At 66.5% G+C, this 16,941-nt stretch carries 15 protein-coding genes and 2 pseudogenes; 4 read left to right on the plus strand and 13 right to left on the minus strand.

All coding sequences use genetic code 11. The annotated features are described in order from the left end of the window. Positions 1-98 precede the first annotated feature (98 nt). Complete coding sequence (locus AC1DO7_RS28075; RefSeq protein ID WP_441612745.1) at positions 99-335, minus strand: DUF2188 domain-containing protein; 237 nt, start codon at positions 333-335, stop codon at positions 99-101. Positions 336-666: 331 nt separating this feature from the next. Here AC1DO7_RS28075 and AC1DO7_RS28080 point away from each other — a divergent pair, with 331 nt between their 5' ends. Next, positions 667-1,158, plus strand: coding sequence for a cysteine hydrolase family protein (locus AC1DO7_RS28080; protein WP_441612746.1), 492 nt, complete (start codon positions 667-669; stop codon positions 1,156-1,158). Between the two features lie 24 nt (positions 1,159-1,182). On the opposite strand, the gene AC1DO7_RS28085 is transcribed toward AC1DO7_RS28080, so the two are convergent. Next, positions 1,183-2,583 carry a dihydrolipoyl dehydrogenase gene (locus AC1DO7_RS28085; RefSeq protein ID WP_477116814.1) on the minus strand — a complete coding sequence of 467 codons (1,401 nt, stop codon included), beginning with the start codon at positions 2,581-2,583 and terminating at the stop codon, positions 1,183-1,185. Between the two features lie 372 nt (positions 2,584-2,955). Between AC1DO7_RS28085 and AC1DO7_RS28090 the strand changes: the two are divergent. Then, positions 2,956-3,332, plus strand: a pseudogene (locus AC1DO7_RS28090) (carbonic anhydrase). Between the two features lie 82 nt (positions 3,333-3,414). Next, positions 3,415-3,783: pseudogene (cynS, locus tag AC1DO7_RS28095) on the plus strand (cyanase); the annotation flags it as partial. A 19-nt stretch (positions 3,784-3,802) separates the two neighbouring features. On the opposite strand, the gene AC1DO7_RS28100 reads toward cynS, so the two are convergent. The 9 genes from AC1DO7_RS28100 to paaA all read right to left on the minus strand — a co-directional run bounded on the left by AC1DO7_RS28100 (position 3,803) and on the right by paaA (position 12,571). Beyond that, positions 3,803-4,225, minus strand: coding sequence for a VOC family protein (locus tag AC1DO7_RS28100; protein ID WP_441619653.1), 423 nt, complete (start codon positions 4,223-4,225; stop codon positions 3,803-3,805). 168 nt (positions 4,226-4,393) lie between these two features. Beyond that, positions 4,394-5,383, minus strand: coding sequence for a Bug family tripartite tricarboxylate transporter substrate binding protein (locus AC1DO7_RS28105; protein ID WP_441619651.1), 990 nt, complete (start codon positions 5,381-5,383; stop codon positions 4,394-4,396). Between the two features lie 123 nt (positions 5,384-5,506). Continuing rightward, the gene (gene paaK, locus AC1DO7_RS28110) at positions 5,507-6,832 is read right to left on the minus strand and encodes a phenylacetate--CoA ligase PaaK (RefSeq protein WP_441649740.1); all 1,326 of its coding nucleotides are present in this window, start codon (positions 6,830-6,832) and stop codon (positions 5,507-5,509) included. 207 nt (positions 6,833-7,039) lie between these two features. Further along, positions 7,040-8,737 carry a phenylacetic acid degradation protein PaaN gene (gene paaN, locus AC1DO7_RS28115; protein ID WP_441619647.1) on the minus strand — a complete coding sequence of 566 codons (1,698 nt, stop codon included), beginning with the start codon at positions 8,735-8,737 and terminating at the stop codon, positions 7,040-7,042. A 40-nt stretch (positions 8,738-8,777) separates the two neighbouring features. Continuing rightward, entirely contained in the window at positions 8,778-9,866 is a 1,089-nt protein-coding gene (gene paaE, locus AC1DO7_RS28120) for a 1,2-phenylacetyl-CoA epoxidase subunit PaaE (RefSeq protein ID WP_477116815.1), read from the minus strand. A 14-nt stretch (positions 9,867-9,880) separates the two neighbouring features. Next, a complete protein-coding gene (gene paaD, locus AC1DO7_RS28125; protein ID WP_441619643.1) occupies positions 9,881-10,426 on the minus strand; it encodes a 1,2-phenylacetyl-CoA epoxidase subunit PaaD in 546 nt (181 codons plus the stop codon). 3 nt (positions 10,427-10,429) lie between these two features. After that, complete coding sequence (gene paaC / locus AC1DO7_RS28130; RefSeq protein ID WP_441619641.1) at positions 10,430-11,254, minus strand: 1,2-phenylacetyl-CoA epoxidase subunit PaaC; 825 nt, start codon at positions 11,252-11,254, stop codon at positions 10,430-10,432. Positions 11,255-11,268: 14 nt separating this feature from the next. Next, complete coding sequence (paaB, locus tag AC1DO7_RS28135; protein ID WP_441619639.1) at positions 11,269-11,553, minus strand: 1,2-phenylacetyl-CoA epoxidase subunit PaaB; 285 nt, start codon at positions 11,551-11,553, stop codon at positions 11,269-11,271. Between the two features lie 13 nt (positions 11,554-11,566). Further along, positions 11,567-12,571 carry a 1,2-phenylacetyl-CoA epoxidase subunit PaaA gene (paaA, locus tag AC1DO7_RS28140; protein ID WP_441619657.1) on the minus strand — a complete coding sequence of 335 codons (1,005 nt, stop codon included), beginning with the start codon at positions 12,569-12,571 and terminating at the stop codon, positions 11,567-11,569. Between the two features lie 383 nt (positions 12,572-12,954). Between paaA and AC1DO7_RS28145 the strand changes: the two genes are divergently transcribed. Then, entirely contained in the window at positions 12,955-13,920 is a 966-nt protein-coding gene (locus tag AC1DO7_RS28145; protein ID WP_441619637.1) for a Bug family tripartite tricarboxylate transporter substrate binding protein, read from the plus strand. A gap of 24 nt (positions 13,921-13,944) precedes the next feature. Here AC1DO7_RS28145 and AC1DO7_RS28150 read toward each other — a convergent pair whose 3' ends face one another. Together AC1DO7_RS28150 and AC1DO7_RS28155 are read right to left on the minus strand one after the other, a co-directional pair. Next, positions 13,945-14,859: a LysR family transcriptional regulator gene (locus AC1DO7_RS28150; protein WP_441619635.1), complete on the minus strand. Its 915-nt coding sequence runs from the start codon at positions 14,857-14,859 to the stop codon at positions 13,945-13,947. A gap of 290 nt (positions 14,860-15,149) precedes the next feature. Continuing rightward, positions 15,150-16,337, minus strand: coding sequence for an iron-containing alcohol dehydrogenase (locus tag AC1DO7_RS28155; RefSeq protein ID WP_441619634.1), 1,188 nt, complete (start codon positions 16,335-16,337; stop codon positions 15,150-15,152). Positions 16,338-16,941: the final 604 nt, after the last annotated feature.

Genomic DNA, 16,941 nt, shown 5'->3' on the forward strand with positions numbered 1-16,941 from the left:
GCCTCGGCGGTGCGGGCGCGTGTTTCTTCTCCGCGCCGGCGCCCGCCTCCGGCCGCGGGGCGGCCCGGCGCGCCGCAGGCGAGGCARCCTGACCGCGCTCAGTTGAGCGACGATGACGTTCCGCCGTCGCCGAAATCCTTCCACCAGTCGAACTGGCCATCGCGCAGGTGCACGTAGAGGACGACGCGGTGCTCGAGCGCGAGTGCCGTGCCGGCCTCGATCGCGGCTTCGCGCGATATGCAGCTTGTCACGCGCCCGACACCCTCGACAGCGACGGTCCAGTGACCCTCGCTGCTCAGGATCACGTGAACATTGGAGTTAGCGGGCGTTGTCATGGCGGGCGATGGCCTGATGTCCGGCGCGGCGAGGACAGCGCGCACGGCGGGCGCGGACGGAGGTGGCGCAAGCGGGATGATTGGCGCAAGCGGCGCAAGTGCGCAAGTGGCGGATCCGGGGTTTCAATCGATTGTGCTCCATCAGGTACAGGAGCAGCCGCCGCCGTTCCCGTTGTGGAGTATAGATCGTGGAAGGCCCCCTCAGCTTCCCTTCAGCCCGCGGCTAACCGGGGCGGGGTCGCCGGCACGATCAGCCGGCCGGGGCTATCGAAACCCGTGGTGACTGTTCTATGATCCGGGCGAAACATGCGCAATGACAGACAAGGAGCCCATGCGTCAGGCACTACTGATCATCGATATCCAGCCGAGCTTCTCCCCGCCGCCCTGGCTGGTGGAACGGGTCGCCGCGCTGGTCGGCAGGCTGCCAACCGTTGCCACCGTCGAGCGCCACGATGAAGCCGTCACTCCGTTCCGGCGCCAGCTGGGATGGGCGCCGGCGCCGGCAGACGACAGCCTGGTCGCGGCCGACCAGGTGTTCGTGAAGCACGGCTACGCGCCTTCGCCCGACACCATCGCGCATCTGCAAGGCCTGAACCTCGACCGGGTGCTGGTCTGCGGCATCCAGACCGAAACCTGCGTGCTGGCGGCCGGCTTTGCCTTGTTCGATGCCGGGCTGCAACCCACTCTGCTCGAAGACCTCACGGTGGGGTCCTCGCTGGATGTGTCCGGCGGGCTTGGCATCAGGCTCTGGCGTCATCATTTCGGCCACGTCCTGCGGTCCGGCGATATCTGGTCGGAGAACGGGCCGGGCGCTGCCGCATAGCGCGCCCGCCGGCGAGGCTGCGGCTTACTGCTGTAGCCTCGCCGCCGCGTCCCGCAGCGCCGTGCGCAGCCCTTCTTCCACCACTGGGTGATAGAACGGCATGGCCAGCATCTGGTCGATGCTCAGTCCCTGCTGGCAGGACCAGGCCAGCAGGTGCGCGATATTCTCGGCGCGGGGGCCAATCCACTCCGCGCCTAGAAAGCGGCCGCTGGCCCGGTCCGCATAGACGTGCATCAGCCCGCGGTTCTTCAGCATGACGCGGCTGCGGCCCTGGTCCTCGAAGCTGACCTCGCCGCTGACAAAGGTGCCCGGCTCCAGGTCGGCGTAACGCTGTCCGACCATGGCGATCTGCGGATCGGAGAACACCACGGCGATCGGCGCGCGGCGCGGCACGGGCTTGATGGCGGGGTAGTTCGCCGCGTTCTCGCCGGCAGCCTTGCCTTCGTCGGCCGCTTCGTGGAGCAGGGGCAGGATATCGTTTGCATCGCCGGCGATAAAGACCGGGGCGTGGCCGCATTGCAGGGTTGCCGGGTCGAACCTCGGCACGCCGCCGGCGTCCAGTTCCAGCCCGGTATTCTCCAGGCCAAGGCCACGCACATTGGGGTGGCGTCCGGTTGCCRCCAGCACATACTCGAAGCGCTCCGTCACGCTCTGGCCCGCGTGGTCGATGAAGGTGATCACCGCTTCGTCGCCATCGCGGCGCATGCCGGTCACTTGCGCGGCCGGATCCAGCGCGAACTCGTCCTGGAAGGTCCGGGCCGCGTAGGCCTTGATGGCCGGATCCGACAATCCGCCCACGCCGCCCCGCGCGCCGAATACATGCACCCGCACGCCCAGCCGCGACAGTGCCTGGCCAAGCTCGAGCCCGATCACGCCAGGCCCGAATACCGCCACGCTGCGCGGCAGGTCGTCCCAGGCAAAGACGTCATCGTTGACCACCAGGCGCTCGCCGAACACATGCAGCGGCGCCGGCACCGCCGGGCTGGAGCCAGTGGCAATCACGACGCGGCTGGCCCGCACGGTGGTGTGCTCATCGACCTGCAGCACGGTGTTGTCGACGAACCTTGCGTATCCGCGGATGCGGTCTTCGGCCGGGATATTCTCCACGCCGCGCACGACAAAGGAGACAAAGCGGTCGCGCTCGCGCTTGACCCGATCCATCACCTCGCGCCCGTCGATGCGGATGCGCCCGTCGACATGCACGCCAAACGCCGCCGTGTGGCGCAGTTCGTGGGCCGCCTCGGCGGCGGCAATCAGTAACTTGGAGGGCATGCAGCCAACGCGCGCGCAGGTGGTGCCATACGGGCCACCCTCGATGATGACGGCGCGCTTGCCGGCGGCCCTGGCGGCCCTGGCGGCACGATAGGCGGCAAGGCCCGCGGTACCCGCGCCGATCACAGCGACATCGGTCTGAATCGTATTCATGTCTGTTCCCTTTGAATGGCCTGTGCCGGGGAGCCGCCCCGACCGCGCAAACCGCAAGACCATCCGGGGCCCGGTTGCGCGGGACCGGTGCGGGATCCCTGCGTTGATGGGCCCAATGTTAGGAGCGGGACATGGGCCTGGATATGGCGTGGCGTATCGATTTCATGACTATCCATCTCACCCGGCACCGGTTGCCGTAGCCACGCCCGGCCATGCCGGCGAAGCACAAGGCACCGCCGCCGCGGCAGTTCTAGCTATTGGTGTTGCCTATGGTTTGGATAATGAATCGGTCTTGGACCCTATGGCTGATCCGGTCCATTCTTGCTCCATCGAATCCCGATCCACACCAGATCAACCGATGGAGCGAAAGACATGCAAGAAATCATCGACGGCGTACTGAAGTTCCAGCGCGACGCCTTCCCCCAGCGCTCGGACCTCTTCAAGCGCCTGGCCACCAGCCAGAGCCCCAGCACCCTGTTCATCGCCTGCTCGGATAGCCGGGTGGTGCCGGAGCTGCTCACGCAGCGCGAGTGCGCGAGAACGTCATCGCCCAGCTSGCCAACATCAAGACSCACCCGTCCGTGGCGCTMGCGCTGGAGCAAGGCCGCCTGAACCTGCACGGCTGGGTCTACGACATCGAAACCGGCGCGATCGACACGCTGGACGGCAACACCAACCGCTTCGTTTCCCTCGCGGCGCGTCCCGGCGCATCCGCAACCCCTGCCAGGCGCGAACTGATCGCCGCCTGAWCGCTGCCTGAACGCYGCCTGATCGCCGCCTGAWCGCTTCAYCCCCTGTTCYCAGTCTTTATCCATTCCAAGGAGTAATGCCATGACCCAATCCCAATACAGCCAAGCCCCCCGCCAGGCCCTGAGCGACCTCATCATCGACGCCAAGATCCGCAAGGGCCTGACGTTCGAGCAGATCAACGAAGGCACCGGCCTGAGCGTGGCCTTYGTCACCGCCGCGCTGCTGGGCCAGCACCCGCTGCCCGCGRAYGCCGCCAAGGTGGTGGCCGCCAAGCTGGACCTGGACGACGACGCCGTGCGCCAGCTGCAGACCGTCCCCGTGCGCGGCAGCATCCCCGGCGGCGTGCCGACCGACCCGACCATCTACCGCTTCTACGARATCGTGCAGATCTACGGCTCCACGCTCAAGGCGCTGGTGCACGAGCAGTTTGGCGACGGCATCATCAGCGCATGCCCGGCACGCGAAGCGGCTAGCCTGCCGCGACGCGGGGGTCGAAGTCGAACTCGATGCGGATGCCGCCAGGCTCGCAGAGCATGGTGTGCCGCTTTGGCCCGGCGCCCAGCTGCTCGGGCGAAAACTCCACGACCACACCCGGCCATTTCGAGACACGCTCGAATACCTCGTTGAATTTTTCTTCCGTGGCGACGCGCAGCGCAAGGTGGTGCAGGCCCACGTTAGTCTTGCGGTCGAAACCGGTGAAGCTCGCTACATCGGCGACCTGCCACAGCGTCACCAGGACCTTGCCGTCCGAGACAAACGCCGCAGGGTAGTCCGGTTTCTCGCCGACCTGTTTCCATCCCAGGCACTGGATGAAGAAGTCTCGGGTACGCGCCAGATCCGGCACGCTCAGCCCAATATGGTCGATGCCAACGGTCATGGATTCTTCGTTCATGGTTTCGCCTTTTCAGGATGGTCGGAATCCCCCGGGGGGGACCTCTACATCCTGTCGCGCTGACGGGGAGGCGTCAAGGTGCATCAATGGCATTTCCGGAACTGACGAAAGCCTCCCCGCAGGCAATGAAGCCGATACCGCGCACCTGCCGGCGCAGCGCGGCGACGCTCAGTCCAGCGTGATCTTCAGGTCGCGGATCAGCTTGTGCCAGCGCAAGGTCTCGCTGCGCAGCAGGTCGGCATATTGCGCGGGCGTGCTGCCGACCGGCTCCACGCCGAAGTCCACCAGCCGCTTGTTGACGGCCGGCTCCCTGATKGCCGCCACGACCTGCTTGTTCAGCGTGGCGATTACCTCGCCCGGCGTGGCGGCCGGCGCCACCATTCCCACCAGCGCGGCAGCCTCCACGTTCTTGTAGCCGGCTTCGGCAAAGGTCGGCACATCCGGCAACTGCGGCAGGCGGGTCGGGCTGGCCACCGCCAGGGGCTTGACCTTGCCGCCCTTGATGAAGCCGGCGCCCGAGGCCAGGTCGACCATCATGGCCGGCACCTGACCGCCTGCCACGTCGGCCAGTGCGGGCGCCGCGCCACGGTAGGGCGCGTGGACCATGTTCAGCCCGGCCTCCACCTTGAGCAACTCCATTGCCAGGTGGTGCGGGCTGCCGGCGCCGGCGGAGGCGTAGTCGATGCCGCCCGCGCCGGATTTTGCCTTGGCCCTGGCGATGAATTCCTGCACGTTGTTGACCGGCATGCCCGGGCCGACCACGAGGATCATCGGGAACTTGCCCAGCAGCGTGACCGGCGCCAGGTCCTTGACCGGGTTGTAGGAAAGCGTCTTGTACAGCGCCGGGTTGAAAACCAGCGTGCCGTTGTCCGCCGACAGCACCGTGTAGCCATCGGCCGGTGCGCGCGCGGTCTCTGCCGCGGCGATCGCGGTGTTGCCACCCGGCTTGTTGTCGACCAGCACCGGCTGGCCCAGCTTGGCGGACAGCGCCTGGCCGATCGAGCGCGCCAGGAAGTCCGAGCCGCCGCCGGCCGGGTAGGGCACGATCCAGCGCACCGGCTTGGCCGGGAAGGGGGATTCGGCCGCAAGCGCGAAGGACGCCCAGGGCAGGACTGCCAGGCCGAGTCCGACGGCCAGGAATTTGCGGGTGGTGTTCATGTCTGTCTCCGGTTTCTAGTCATTTTTGGTTTCCTGCATCGCGCGGTGCCACGCCTGCGGTCAGTGCCGGAGCGGCCCCGCGGCGGCGGGCGGGGGTGCGCCAGCGCCCCCCGCCCGCCGGCCTCATACGCTCACGTGCCGCAGGTCGAGCACGCGTTGCGCCTTGCCGGTGGCGGTCGTCTTGATCTCACCGGCATTGAGCACGCGCACCGTCGTGGACACGCCGACGATCGTCTTCACCCGCTGCTGCAATTCCCTCGCAAGCTGGGCACGCTCGCTCTCGGCGAGGGCGTCGCAGAGTTCCGCCCGCGCTTCCACCGACACGGAGAGCGCATCCAGGTGGCCGTCGCGCGTGACGCACAGCTGGTAGTTCCCGCTGAGCCGCGCGATGCCGAGGATCAGCTCCTCGATCTGGCTGGGGAAGACGTTGACGCCACGGATGATCAGCATGTCGTCCGAGCGTCCCGTGATCTTCGCCAGCCTGCGCATCGAACGCGAGGTGGGCGGTAGCAGCGAAGTGAGGTCGCGCGTGCGGTAGCGGATCATCGGCATGGCTTCCTTCGACAGCGACGTGAACACCAGTTCGCCGTGGCTGCCGTCGGGCAATACCTCGCCGGTGATGGGGTCGATGATCTCCGGGTAGAAGTGATCCTCCCAGATGACCGGGCCATCCTTGCTTTCGATGCATTCGCACGCTACGCCGGGGCCCATGATCTCCGACAGGCCATAGATATCGAGCGCCTGGATGCCCGCACGCGTCTCGATCTCGCTGCGCATGCCCTGTGACCACGGCTCGGCGCCGAAGATGCCGAGCTTGAGCGAAGACGTCGCCGGATCCATGCCCTGGCGCGTCATCTCGTCGATCAGGTTGAGCATGTAGGAGGGCGTGACGAGAATGATGGACGGCTCGAAGTCGCGGATCAGCTGGACCTGCTTTTCGGTCTGCCCGCCGGACATCGGCACCACCATGCAGCCGAGCCGCTCCGCTCCGTAGTGGATGCCGAGGCCGCCGGTGAAGAGGCCGTAGCCGAAGGCGTTGTGCAGCGTGTCGCCGCGGCGCCCGCCCGCGGCCCGGATCGACCGTGCCGTCACGTTGGCCCAGGTGTCGATGTCGTTCGCGGTATAGCCCACCACGGTCGGCTTGCCGGTGGTGCCGCTGGAGGCGTGCACGCGCACCACCTCGTCGCGCGGCACCGCAAACAGTCCGAAGGGATAGTTGTCGCGCAGGTCCTTCTTCGTCGTGGTCGGAAATTTCGCCAGGTCCGAGAGCTGGCGCAGGTCGTCAGGGTGGACGCCGGCCGCGTCGAAGGCGCGGCGGTAGTGCGCCACGTTGTCGTAGGCGTGGCGGAGCGACCATTTGAGCCGCTCCAGTTGCAGCGCCTGGATCTCGTCGCGGCTGGCTAGTTCGATGGGGTCGAGTTCGCTCGGATGGGGAATGGGCTGGACCACGGTTGTCTCCTGGATATGACGCTACTGAATAGGATCGGACGGTGGCGGAGATGGGGGCGCCACGCAGCGGCCTGCCTCCTGGCGATGCGAGGCGACGGTCTGTGCCGTCGTCCGTCGCCAGGCTGGCAAGCGTCCGGTAGTACTTGTATCGATGGTTGGCGGACCGAAGCCGCTCAGGCGCCCGTAGCGGGCGCGCTGGCGGGCACGCTATGCAGGCGAGCGCTGCGCAACATGGCGGCGGCTCTGCACGACGCGGAACCGGTTGGCGACGAACGCCGAGTCGGCGAGGCTGGCGTTGGCCGCGGGATTCGCCCCGGTGGCATGGAAGTCGGAAAACGCTGCCGACTGGTTCACGAACACGCCGCCCGCGAGGTTCACCGACAAGGCGACACCGCCCGTCACCGCAGCCTCTTCGGCCGCTTCGAGCACCTGCTCATCGGTGCTGTAGACGGATAGCGTCAGCGCGCCGCGCGTGCGGGCGATGCGTGCGGCGAGTGCCAGCGAATGCGCGGTGGAGTCGGTGGCGACCACGAACGCGATCGGGCCGAACCATTCCTGCGTGAACGCGGCTTCGTCGCCGCTGGCGTCGAGCTTGCGCAGCAGCGGTGTGCTGACACGGGCTTCCGGATAGGCCGGATGCGCCAGGCTGCGGCTGTCGAGCAGCGGCGTGCCAAGCCGGGCTGCCTGTCCGATGCGGTCGAGCACGCCCTGGTTCTGGATCGCGCCCGTCAGTTCGACGGCCTTGGCCGGATCGGCGGTCAGCTTCTGCACGGCGTCGGCGATGGAGCGGGCGACGTCGTCGAACGACACCGTGCCTTCGGCCGTGCGGATGCCGTCGCGCGGCACATAGATATTCTGGGGCGCGGTGCACATCTGGCCGGAGTACAGCGCGAGCGAGAATGCGATATTGCGCGACACGGCCTTCAGGTCTTCGGCCGAGTCGATCACGATCTGGTTGACACCCGCCTTCTCCGTGTAGACCTGCGCCTGGCGGGCATGCGCTTCCAGCCAGTCTCCGTTGGCGGTGCTGCCGGTGAAATCGATCACGCGGATCTCGTCGCGCGTGGCCAGCGATTGCACGAGGGGCCCGTCGTTGGGGGCGGTCGCCAGCAGGGTCACCACGTTGGGGTCGAAGCCGGCCTCCGCCAGCACCTGGCGCGCGATGCGCACGGTGATGGCGAGCGGCAGGATCGCGGCGGGATGGGGTTTGACGATGACGGCATTGCCGGTGGCGAGATCGGCGAACATGCCGGGATAGCTGTTCCAGGTCGGGAAGGTGCAGCAGCCGATCACCAGCCCGATGCCGCGCGGCACGATGGTGAAGCGCTTTTCCATGGCCAGCGGCGGGTTCTTGCCTTGCGGCTTTTCCCAGTAGGCCGACTCGGGGACAGCGCGCATTGCGTCCCAGGCGTAGGCGATCGCCTCGAGCGCGCGGTCTTGCGCATGCGGGCCGCCGGCCTGGAACGCCATCATGAAGGCCTGCCCCGTGGTGTGCATGACGCTGTGCGCGATCTCGAAGCTGGCGCGGTTCAGCCGCTCGAGGATTTCCAGGCTCACGCCGATCCAGGCCTTCGGGCCTGCCTTGCGGTACTGCGCCTGCGCCTGCTGCACCGCCGGGATCAGTGCATCCGGGTCGGCCTTGGGATAGCCGATGTCCAGTGCGAAGCCGAACGGCGAGTGTTCCTGGCCAACGGTGCCGCTGCCGCCATGGCTGCCGGCCTGGTCGAGCGCGAAGGGCTGCCCGAGTTGCGCCTTGAATGCCGCTTCGCCGTCAGCCGCGGCGGTCTCGCCGTAGGCGCGCGGGCTGGGCATCTCGTTGAAGGGACTCCAGTAGCCGCGCGTGCGGATGGCTTCCAGGGCGTGTTCGAGGGTCTTTTCGTGTTTGGTAAACAGGGAGTGGTTCATCGCTGGGGGCCGCTTTTTCTGGTAGGTTGCAGTGATCGGATTACCGTTCGTCGTAGCTCACGACAACCCGGTCCGACACCGGATGGCATTGGCAGGTGAGCACGAAGCCATCGTCGATTTCATGCTGTTCGAGCGTGTAGTTCTTTTCCATCTTCACTTCGCCTTCGAGGACCTTCGCCCGGCACGTGCAGCACACGCCGCCCTTGCAGGCATAGGGCAGGGCGAGGCCGGCCTTGAGGCCGACATCGAGCACGCTGATTCCCTGGTACGGCAGGCGCAGCTTGCGCTTCTTGCCGTCGATGATCAGTTCCAGGTCAGCGGCCGGCATGTCGTCGGTGATCTCGACCGGTGGCACGCCGGCCTGGGGCAGCGGCGTGCCGAAGCGCTCGACGTGCACCTTCTCCGGCGCCACGCCGGCAGCCTTCAGGGCCGCTTCGGCGGCGTCCATCATCGGTCCGGGACCGCAGATGAATGCCTCGTCGATCTCCGTGGCCGGCGTGAGCGTCTGCAGGAAAGCGCGGCACTTGTCCTGGTCCAGCACGCCGTTGAACAGTTCGACTTCCTGCAGGTCGTCGGACAGCACGTGATACAGCGAGAACCGGCTCATGAAGCGGTTCTTGAGGTYTTCGAGTTCCTCGGCGAACATGATCGCGTCGACGCTGCGGTTGCCATACACCAGCGTGAAGCGGCTGGTCGGCTCGGTCTCGAGGGTGGTCTTGATGATGGCAAGGACGGGCGTGATGCCGGAGCCGCCGGAGAAGGCGACGTACGACCTTGACAGGTCGGCGTTCAGGTGCGTGAAGAAGCGGCCGTCGGGGGTCATCACTTCGATCTCGTGCCCGGGGCGCAGCGTATCGAACRCAAAGTTCGAGAATCGCCCGCCGCGCACCCGCTTGATGCCGATGCGCAGTTCGCCGTCGCGGTCGTAATCGGTGACGCCGACACAGATCGAGTACGAGCGGCGCGTCTCCTCGCCGTCAAGGTGGGTCTTCAGCGTGACGAACTGCCCTTGCGTGAAGCGGTACGCGTCGCGCAGCTCGTCGGGCACTTCGAACGAGACCGTGACGGCATCGGCGGTTTCGGGCCGTACCTCGCGGATACGCAGCGGATGGAATTGCGGAGTCGCCATGATGTCGGTCCAGGTCAGTACGGTTTGAAATAGTCGAACGGCTCGCGGCAGTCGATGCAGCGGTATAGGGCCTTGCACGCCGTCGAGCCGAATTGCGCCAGGCGCTCGGTGTGGTGCGAGCCGCATTGCGGGCAGGCCGGCGTGGCGCTGGCGGCGCGCGCCACGAAGCGGATCGTCGTTTCCCGGGGCGCCTGGTGGCTGCCGCAGTTGCCCATCGGTGGCGCGATGCCGTAGCGGCGCAGCTTCTCGCGCGCATCGGCGGTGATCCAGTCGGTGGTCCATGCCGGCGCGAGCACGGTGGCAATCCGGTGCGGCACGATGCCGGCCGCGCTGAGCGCCTGGCCGATGTCCTCCGCGATCTGCGACATCGCCGGGCAGCCCGAGTAGGTCGGCGTGATCACAACCTCGACGGCGCCGTCCGCGCCGCGCCGCACGTCGCGCAGGATTCCCAGTTCGCGCAGCGACACCACTGGGATCTCCGGGTCCGGCACCGCTTCCAGCACGGCCCAGGCGTGTTCCAGCGTGGCGTCCGGCGTCATCATGGCGTTGGCGTTCATCATGTCCTACCAGGTTGCACCAGGATGCTGGCGTGCCAGCGACTGCATTTCGGCCAGCAGGTAGCCCATGTGCTCGGAATGCTCGCCGTGCTTGCCGGTGGTGATGTACTGCACCGCGGCGGGGGCACTGAGCGTTGCCTCGGCCAGCGTCGCGGCGACGTCAGCCTGCCATGCGGGCTCGAGGTCCGCCATCAGCGGGCCGATGCCGGCCGCCGCGATCGCGGTTTCCACGGCGTCGGTCGCGAAGAACTCCTGTGTGTACGGCATCAGGTAATCGAGTGCCGCCTGCGCCCGCCGGTGCGATTCGTCGGTGCCGTCGCCCAGGCGGACCAGCCAGTCGCTTGCGTGTTGCAGGTGATAGCGCGTCTCCTTCAGCGACTTGGCCGCGATCGCCGCCAGTTGCGTGTCGGCGGACGACTCCAGGGCGGCCCACAGGTGGATCATCAGCGCCGAATAGAGGAAGTTGCGCGCGATCGTCACGGCGTAGTCGCGATCGGTGCGCACCGTGCCGGCAAGCGGGCCGGCGTGCGGCAGCTCGGCGATGGTGTAGTTGGCGAACTCGCGCTCGGTGCGGAAGTACGCGTAGCTGTCTTCGGTCTTCGTTGCGCCGCCGGCGGCTTCGTCGAGGGCCGCGGCATGCGAGTACAGCAGGCGGGACTGGCCGATCAGGTCCAGGCTGATATTGGCCTGCGCGATGTCTTCCTCGAGTGCCGGGCCCTGGCCGCACCACTCGCTGTTGCGCTGGCCGAGGATCAGGGCATTGTCTGCCAGCCGGAGCACATAGGAGAGGTGGGCGGACGCATGGGGGGAAGTATGGGGTGACGTAGTCATGGTCATGTCCCGCCTCACATGTGGTCGACTTCGGCCGGCAGCACGAAGAAGGTCGGATGGCGGTAGATCTTGTCGCCGGCCGGCTCGAAGAATGCCTCCTTGTCCGCCGGGTCGGACGCCGTGATCGCGGCCGACGGCACCACCCAGATGCTGACGCCTTCCTGCCGGCGCGTGTAGACATCGCGCGCCATGCGCAGCGCGGTGCTTGCATCGGACGCATGCAGGCTGCCGCAATGCTTGTGGTCCAGGCCCTGCTTGCTGCGTACGAATACTTCCCAGATCGGCCATTCCTTGCTCATCTTCGTCTCCTGTTCAAGCGGCTTGTTTGTGTGCGCGCGCCGCCTGCTTGGCGGCATGGGCGAGGGCGGCTTCGCGTACCCAGGCGCCGTCGTCGTGTGCCTTCACGCGGGTGGCGAGGCGTTCCTTGTTGCACGGCCCGTCGCCGTTCACCACGCGCCAGAACTCTTCCCAGTCGATCGCGCCGTAGTCGTGCGCCTTGCGCTCCTCGTTCCACTTAAGGTCCGGATCGGGCAACGTCACGCCGAGGATCTTGGCTTGCTCGACAGTCGCATCGACGAATTTCTGCCGCAGGTCGTCGTTGGAGATACGCTTGATGCCCCACTGGAACGACTGCCCGCTGTGGATCGAATCCTTGTCGCTCGGGCCGAACATCATCAGCACCGGCCACCACCAGCGATTCACCGCCTGCTGCACCATGTCCTTCTGCGCCTGCGTGCCCTTCATCATCGAGAGCAGGGCGTCGAAGCCCTGGCGCTGGTGGAACGACTCCTCCTTGCAGATGCGGATCATTGCCCGTGCGTACGGGCCGTAGGTGCAGCGGCACAGCGGGATCTGATTCATGATCGCCGCGCCATCGACCAGCCAGCCGATCACGCCGACATCCGCCCAGGTGGGCGTGGGGTAATTGAAGATGCTCGAGTACTTGGCCTTGCCGGCATGCAGTGCATCGACCAGCTGGTCGCGCGAGACGCCCATCGTTTCGGCCGCGCTATACAGGTAGAGGCCGTGGCCGCCTTCGTCCTGCACCTTGGCCAGCAGGATCGCCTTGCGCTTGAGGCTTGGCGCGCGGCTGATCCAGTTGCCTTCGGGCTGCATGCCGATGATCTCGGAGTGCGCGTGCTGCGAAATCTGCCGGATCAGCGTCTTGCGATATGCGTCTGGCATCCAGTCCTGCGCCTCGACCTTGCCGTCGGCCCGCATCAGCGCGTCGAAGCGGGCTTGCTCGGGAGAGACGTCGGCGTTCGCMGTATCGATGGGCTGGAGGCCGCCTGGGATATCAAGTGACTGGGTGTACATGAGATTTTCCTGGGGGATCTGGAGACTGAGTATATTAATAAACCGACCGGCCGGTCGATGAATTATAAGAATCGATTCGAAGATTTCAATAGGATTAGATTTGCGGGTGATGCCGGCGATGTTCGCGAGATCGGCAAGCGGACGGAAGGCCGCCAAATGCAGGTCGCGCATGGGACGCCGCTGACGCTTCGCGATGCCCTTGGCGCACATGCCGATGCGCGCCCGCGCGTATCAGGCACCCGGCGCGGGCATCTGCATCCGCGATGGCGGGATCGCGATACGCCATTTTGCAAGGGACCGCGAGCCAGTCACCATGGGAAAAGAGGTCGCTGCCGCCGCGAAGCACGCTGCCGGCGACCCTTTCCACCAAAGGAGACAAGGACATGGCACCACGGAAACTCTTGCAGGCCTGCCTCGCGTTCAGCGTGGCGACAACGGCGTTCGCCCAGGATCCCTATCCGTACAAGCCGGTGGCCGTCGTGGTCCCGCAGACGCCAGGCGGCGCCAACGACGCCATTGCCCGCATCGTCACGCAGAAGCTGTCGGAGCAGTTCGGGCGGCAGTTCATCGTGGAGAACCGGCCCGGTGCCGGCGGCAACATCGGCACGGCCTACGTCGGCAAGGCCGCCGCCGATGGCTATACGCTCCTGTTTACCGTAAGCAGCGCGCACCTTATCAATCCGGCGCTGTACAAGCGCACGGGCTTCGATCCGGTCCGCGATTTCGTGCCGGTGGGCAGTGTCGCGACGGCAGGGTATGTGCTCGTTGCCAATCCCGCCTTCGGGCCGAACAACGTCAGAGAACTGGTCGAAGCGGCGCGCGCGAAGCCGGACACGATCATGTATGCGTCCGCCGGCAACGGCACCTTGAACCACCTGATCGGCGAAATGCTCCAGCACAGCGCCAACATCAAGCTTGTCCATGTTCCTTACAAGGGCGCTTCGGCTGCCGTGGCGGACGTGGTGGGCGGACAAGTGCCGCTATCGGTGCAGAGCCTGCCGTCGGCGCTGCCCTTTATCCGCGCGGGCAAGCTCAAGGTGCTCGGCGTCACCAATGAAAAGCGGTTGCCCTCCATGCCGCAGGTACCCACCGTGGGGGAGACGCTGCCGGGCTTCGGAGCCACCCCCTGGTACGGGCTTTTCGCCCCCGCGCATACGCCCGGCGCGGTGGTCGGCCGCCTTCAGGCGGCCCTGAACAAGGTCATCGACAGCCCCGACGTGCGCGACACCCTCGCCCGGCAGGGATGCCAGCCCTTCGTGTCGGGCACGCCGCAGTTCGAGGCGCTGATCCGCGACGAGTTGCCGCGCTGGGCCGCCATCGTCAAGGCAGCCGGCGCGACCGTCGACTAAGCCCGGCGCGGCTGGCCGCTTGCGCTATGCGCGCAAGGCGGCCAGCGCGCGGGCCGACGGGCACAGGTGGTCTACCAGCAGCCGCGCCGCCACCGGCAGGCTGTCGTAGGAGCGGATGCACAGATTGAGCTTGCGCCGCGCCCATGGCTCCTTCAGCCCGACCGGCCGGATCTTCAGCACCCTGGCGTATCGTTGCGCCAGGCTCTTGGGAAGAATGCCGATGCCCATCCTGGACTCGACCATCAGGCAGACCGCGTCGTAGCTGTTGACCTGCATGCGGAATCTCACCGGCACGCCGAGCTCGCCGGCAGCGCGCATGAGCTGCAGGTTGATGAAGCTGCCGGTCTGCAGACCGATCAGGTAGTGCTCCAGCAGTTCGGCGCTGGTCAGCCATTTGCGGCCGCCCAGGGGATGGCCGGCAGGGACCACCACGACCAGTTGATCCTCGCGGTAGGGCAGCGTGAGGACATTCTGCGGCTGGCTGCCCAGGTCTGCATAGAAGCCCACATCCGCTGCGTTCTCGGCCACCCCGTGCAGGATGGCGCTGCTGATGCGTTCCTCCAGCTGGAGCTGCACGTGCGGGTATTTCTCGACAAAACCCTGCAGGTCGGCCGGCAGGAACTGTGCGATCGAGGACACGTTGGCGAAGATGCGCACCAACCCGCGAGTGCCGCTCGAATAGTCATGCATCAACGTGAAGATATTGTCGAGGTCGTTGATGATGCCGCGCGACAGGTTTTGCAGGGCGACACCCGCCGGGGTGGGGGAGATGCCCTTGTTGCTGCGCTCCAGCAATTGCGTATTGAGGACGTCTTCGAGATCGCTGATCCGCTTGCTGACCGCGGAGGCGGCGATATGCTCGCGCTCCGCGGCAGCGGCGATGGTGCCAAGCTCGGCTACCGCGAGGAACAGCTTGAGCGAAACCGGGTCGATTTTCATGGGCGGGGAGGAGTCTCCGGAACGGGGCCAGCCGCGACCGCACGGACCGCGCGGCACACGCGCCGCGCCAGGATCGTGCCCCGGGGTAGCTGCGGGCTTTGTCCTGCCGCAGCCAACAGGCGGCAAGCCGGTGTGGCGAGCCCGCCATCGTGCGTGGCGATGGCTATATTACGCTCCTGGCCACGCCATGGCGCGATGCCCGGCGCGGCGCCAGAGACACGGGCATGCCCGTGGCGGCGGTCGCTTCAGGGCCGGGCTGGCCACACCGGCCGCCGTGGCGGCCGGCGCAATCAGGGCCGCCAGGCGAGCGACAGGATCGCGCGCAGATCCGCCGCGGTCCTGATCGGGCGGATGTTGTTGCGCGTCACCATCGGGTGGGCCAGCGCGGGCGCGATCATATCGTCGACCTGCTGTCGCGTGAGACCGAGGTCGTCGAGCGTCGTCGGCATGCCCAGTCGCTCGAGGAGATTGCCGAGAATCGCGTGGAAGGGCCGGTCCGGCTGCCCCAGCGCGGCGCGAATCCGGTCGTGCTGTGGCACCGCCCAGCCCTCGAGCCACCTGGCCTGGGCCAGCATCAGCACACAGGCCGCATCGCTGTGCGGAACCCCGCCGCGGGGCCCCACGATGTGAACCATCCAGTGGCTGAAGCCATGGGGCACCGACATTTGCCCCATCCCCGTGTACCACGTCGCCAGCTGGCACTGGGTGAAGGCATCGAGCACGCCCCGCGCGAGCAGAGGCAGGTTTTCCATGTAAAGCGTGATGGCTTTCTCGGCCAGCACGCTCGCAAACGGATGCGTCGATGACGAACACGCCGTGTTGATGGCGTGGTCGAGGCCGCGGATTCCCGTCGACATCAGCAAGCGCACGGGCGTCTGGAGAAGGAGCGCGGGGTCGTAGATGATTGCCTGCGGCGAGCCGTCGGGCACGACAAAGCGCGCCTTCAGCCGGGTCTCGTCGTCGATCGGCGTGCTCACCGGTGTCCACTCCGACGTGGCCAGCGTGGTGGGGATCGCGATCTGGCGGATCGCCGCCGGCGCTTGCGAGGTCGTCAGCATCTCGGTGCCGTCGTCCGACAGGACGAACTGCAGCTCGAGCAGCCGCGCCCTGTCATACACGTTCTCGGAGAGGCAAAGTTGCATCGCCTTGCACATATCCATGACCGAGCCGCCGCCGACCGAGACAATCACGTCCGCGCGCGCATCCCTTGCCTGCCTTGCCGCCCTGAGCACATTGGACAGCGGGGAGTGCTCGCCGACGTCGTCGGTCAGGCCGACCAGGCGCTCGCCAAGGCATGCCCTGATCTGCCCGATGAACTCTGTCTTCGTGTTGATCGACCGCGAGCAGACGACGAACACGCGTCGATACCCGAACAGCGACAAGACGTCCGGCAGCGCCTCGGCTGCCGACACGTTGTGGAATACGCGCTCGTGTCCCGTGAAGCGGTAGCGAAACGCCCTGTGTCCGATGCTTTCCATCCTGGTTTCCTTGTGATCCCGGCGCGCGACGGAGCGCGGCGCCTGCAGGTCACCGAATCATGGCGCCAGGGTGTCGGCCCGAAAACAAGTGGTTCGCGAGCCTGCCATCGTGAATGGAGATGGCGGCAGCCGGGGCGCATGCCGGGGCTGCCTTGGATGCCTTATGGCATGGACCGCAGGACGGATCGCTTCGGGCGCGAGGACAGCCGGTCCACGGCCCTTCGTACTTCAGGAACGGTGCGGAAATGTCCAGTCGCTTTCCGGAGAGGATTTGGCCAGAAATGAGAACGATGTGTTCTCATCCGGCATGTTTATTCCCTGCGCCCGATTCCCTAGACTCTTGTCATGTCCATTGAGTCGAGAATAAGGACTCAATAAATAGGCAAAAACCAAGGCATCTGGGATGTTCCGAGAATTAATTTCCATAGTGTTGGCCGGATCGATTGTTGGCCATTCTCTGCCGGCCGTGGCCGGACCCGACTTCTACGTCATCGAGAGGGCCAGGGCGGAAAAGCGAGCCCTGGCGAAAAAGAGGGCGGATACGACGAAGGCATCCAGCCCTGGAGCCGGTGTTTCCATGCTTACGCCGCGTGGCGTCGAATAC

The organism is Cupriavidus sp. 05N40 (assembly GCF_056397305.1).

Excerpts from the sequence above, each read along its gene's own strand:
- AC1DO7_RS28100 (WP_441619653.1), bottom strand. The coding sequence starts at position 4,225 with ATGAACGAAGAATCCATGACCGTTGGCATCGACCATATTGGGCTGAGC.
- AC1DO7_RS28080 (WP_441612746.1), top strand. The coding sequence starts at position 667 with ATGCGTCAGGCACTACTGATCATCGATATCCAGCCGAGCTTCTCCCCG.
- AC1DO7_RS28145 (WP_441619637.1), top strand. The coding sequence starts at position 12,955 with ATGGCACCACGGAAACTCTTGCAGGCCTGCCTCGCGTTCAGCGTGGCG.
- paaB (WP_441619639.1), bottom strand. The coding sequence starts at position 11,553 with ATGAGCAAGGAATGGCCGATCTGGGAAGTATTCGTACGCAGCAAGCAG.
- paaC (WP_441619641.1), bottom strand. The coding sequence starts at position 11,254 with ATGACTACGTCACCCCATACTTCCCCCCATGCGTCCGCCCACCTCTCC.
- AC1DO7_RS28150 (WP_441619635.1), bottom strand. The coding sequence starts at position 14,859 with ATGAAAATCGACCCGGTTTCGCTCAAGCTGTTCCTCGCGGTAGCCGAG.
- AC1DO7_RS28075 (WP_441612745.1), bottom strand. The coding sequence starts at position 335 with ATGACAACGCCCGCTAACTCCAATGTTCACGTGATCCTGAGCAGCGAG.
- paaN (WP_441619647.1), bottom strand. The coding sequence starts at position 8,737 with ATGAACCACTCCCTGTTTACCAAACACGAAAAGACCCTCGAACACGCC.
- AC1DO7_RS28155 (WP_441619634.1), bottom strand. The coding sequence starts at position 16,337 with ATGGAAAGCATCGGACACAGGGCGTTTCGCTACCGCTTCACGGGACAC.
- paaD (WP_441619643.1), bottom strand. The coding sequence starts at position 10,426 with ATGATGAACGCCAACGCCATGATGACGCCGGACGCCACGCTGGAACAC.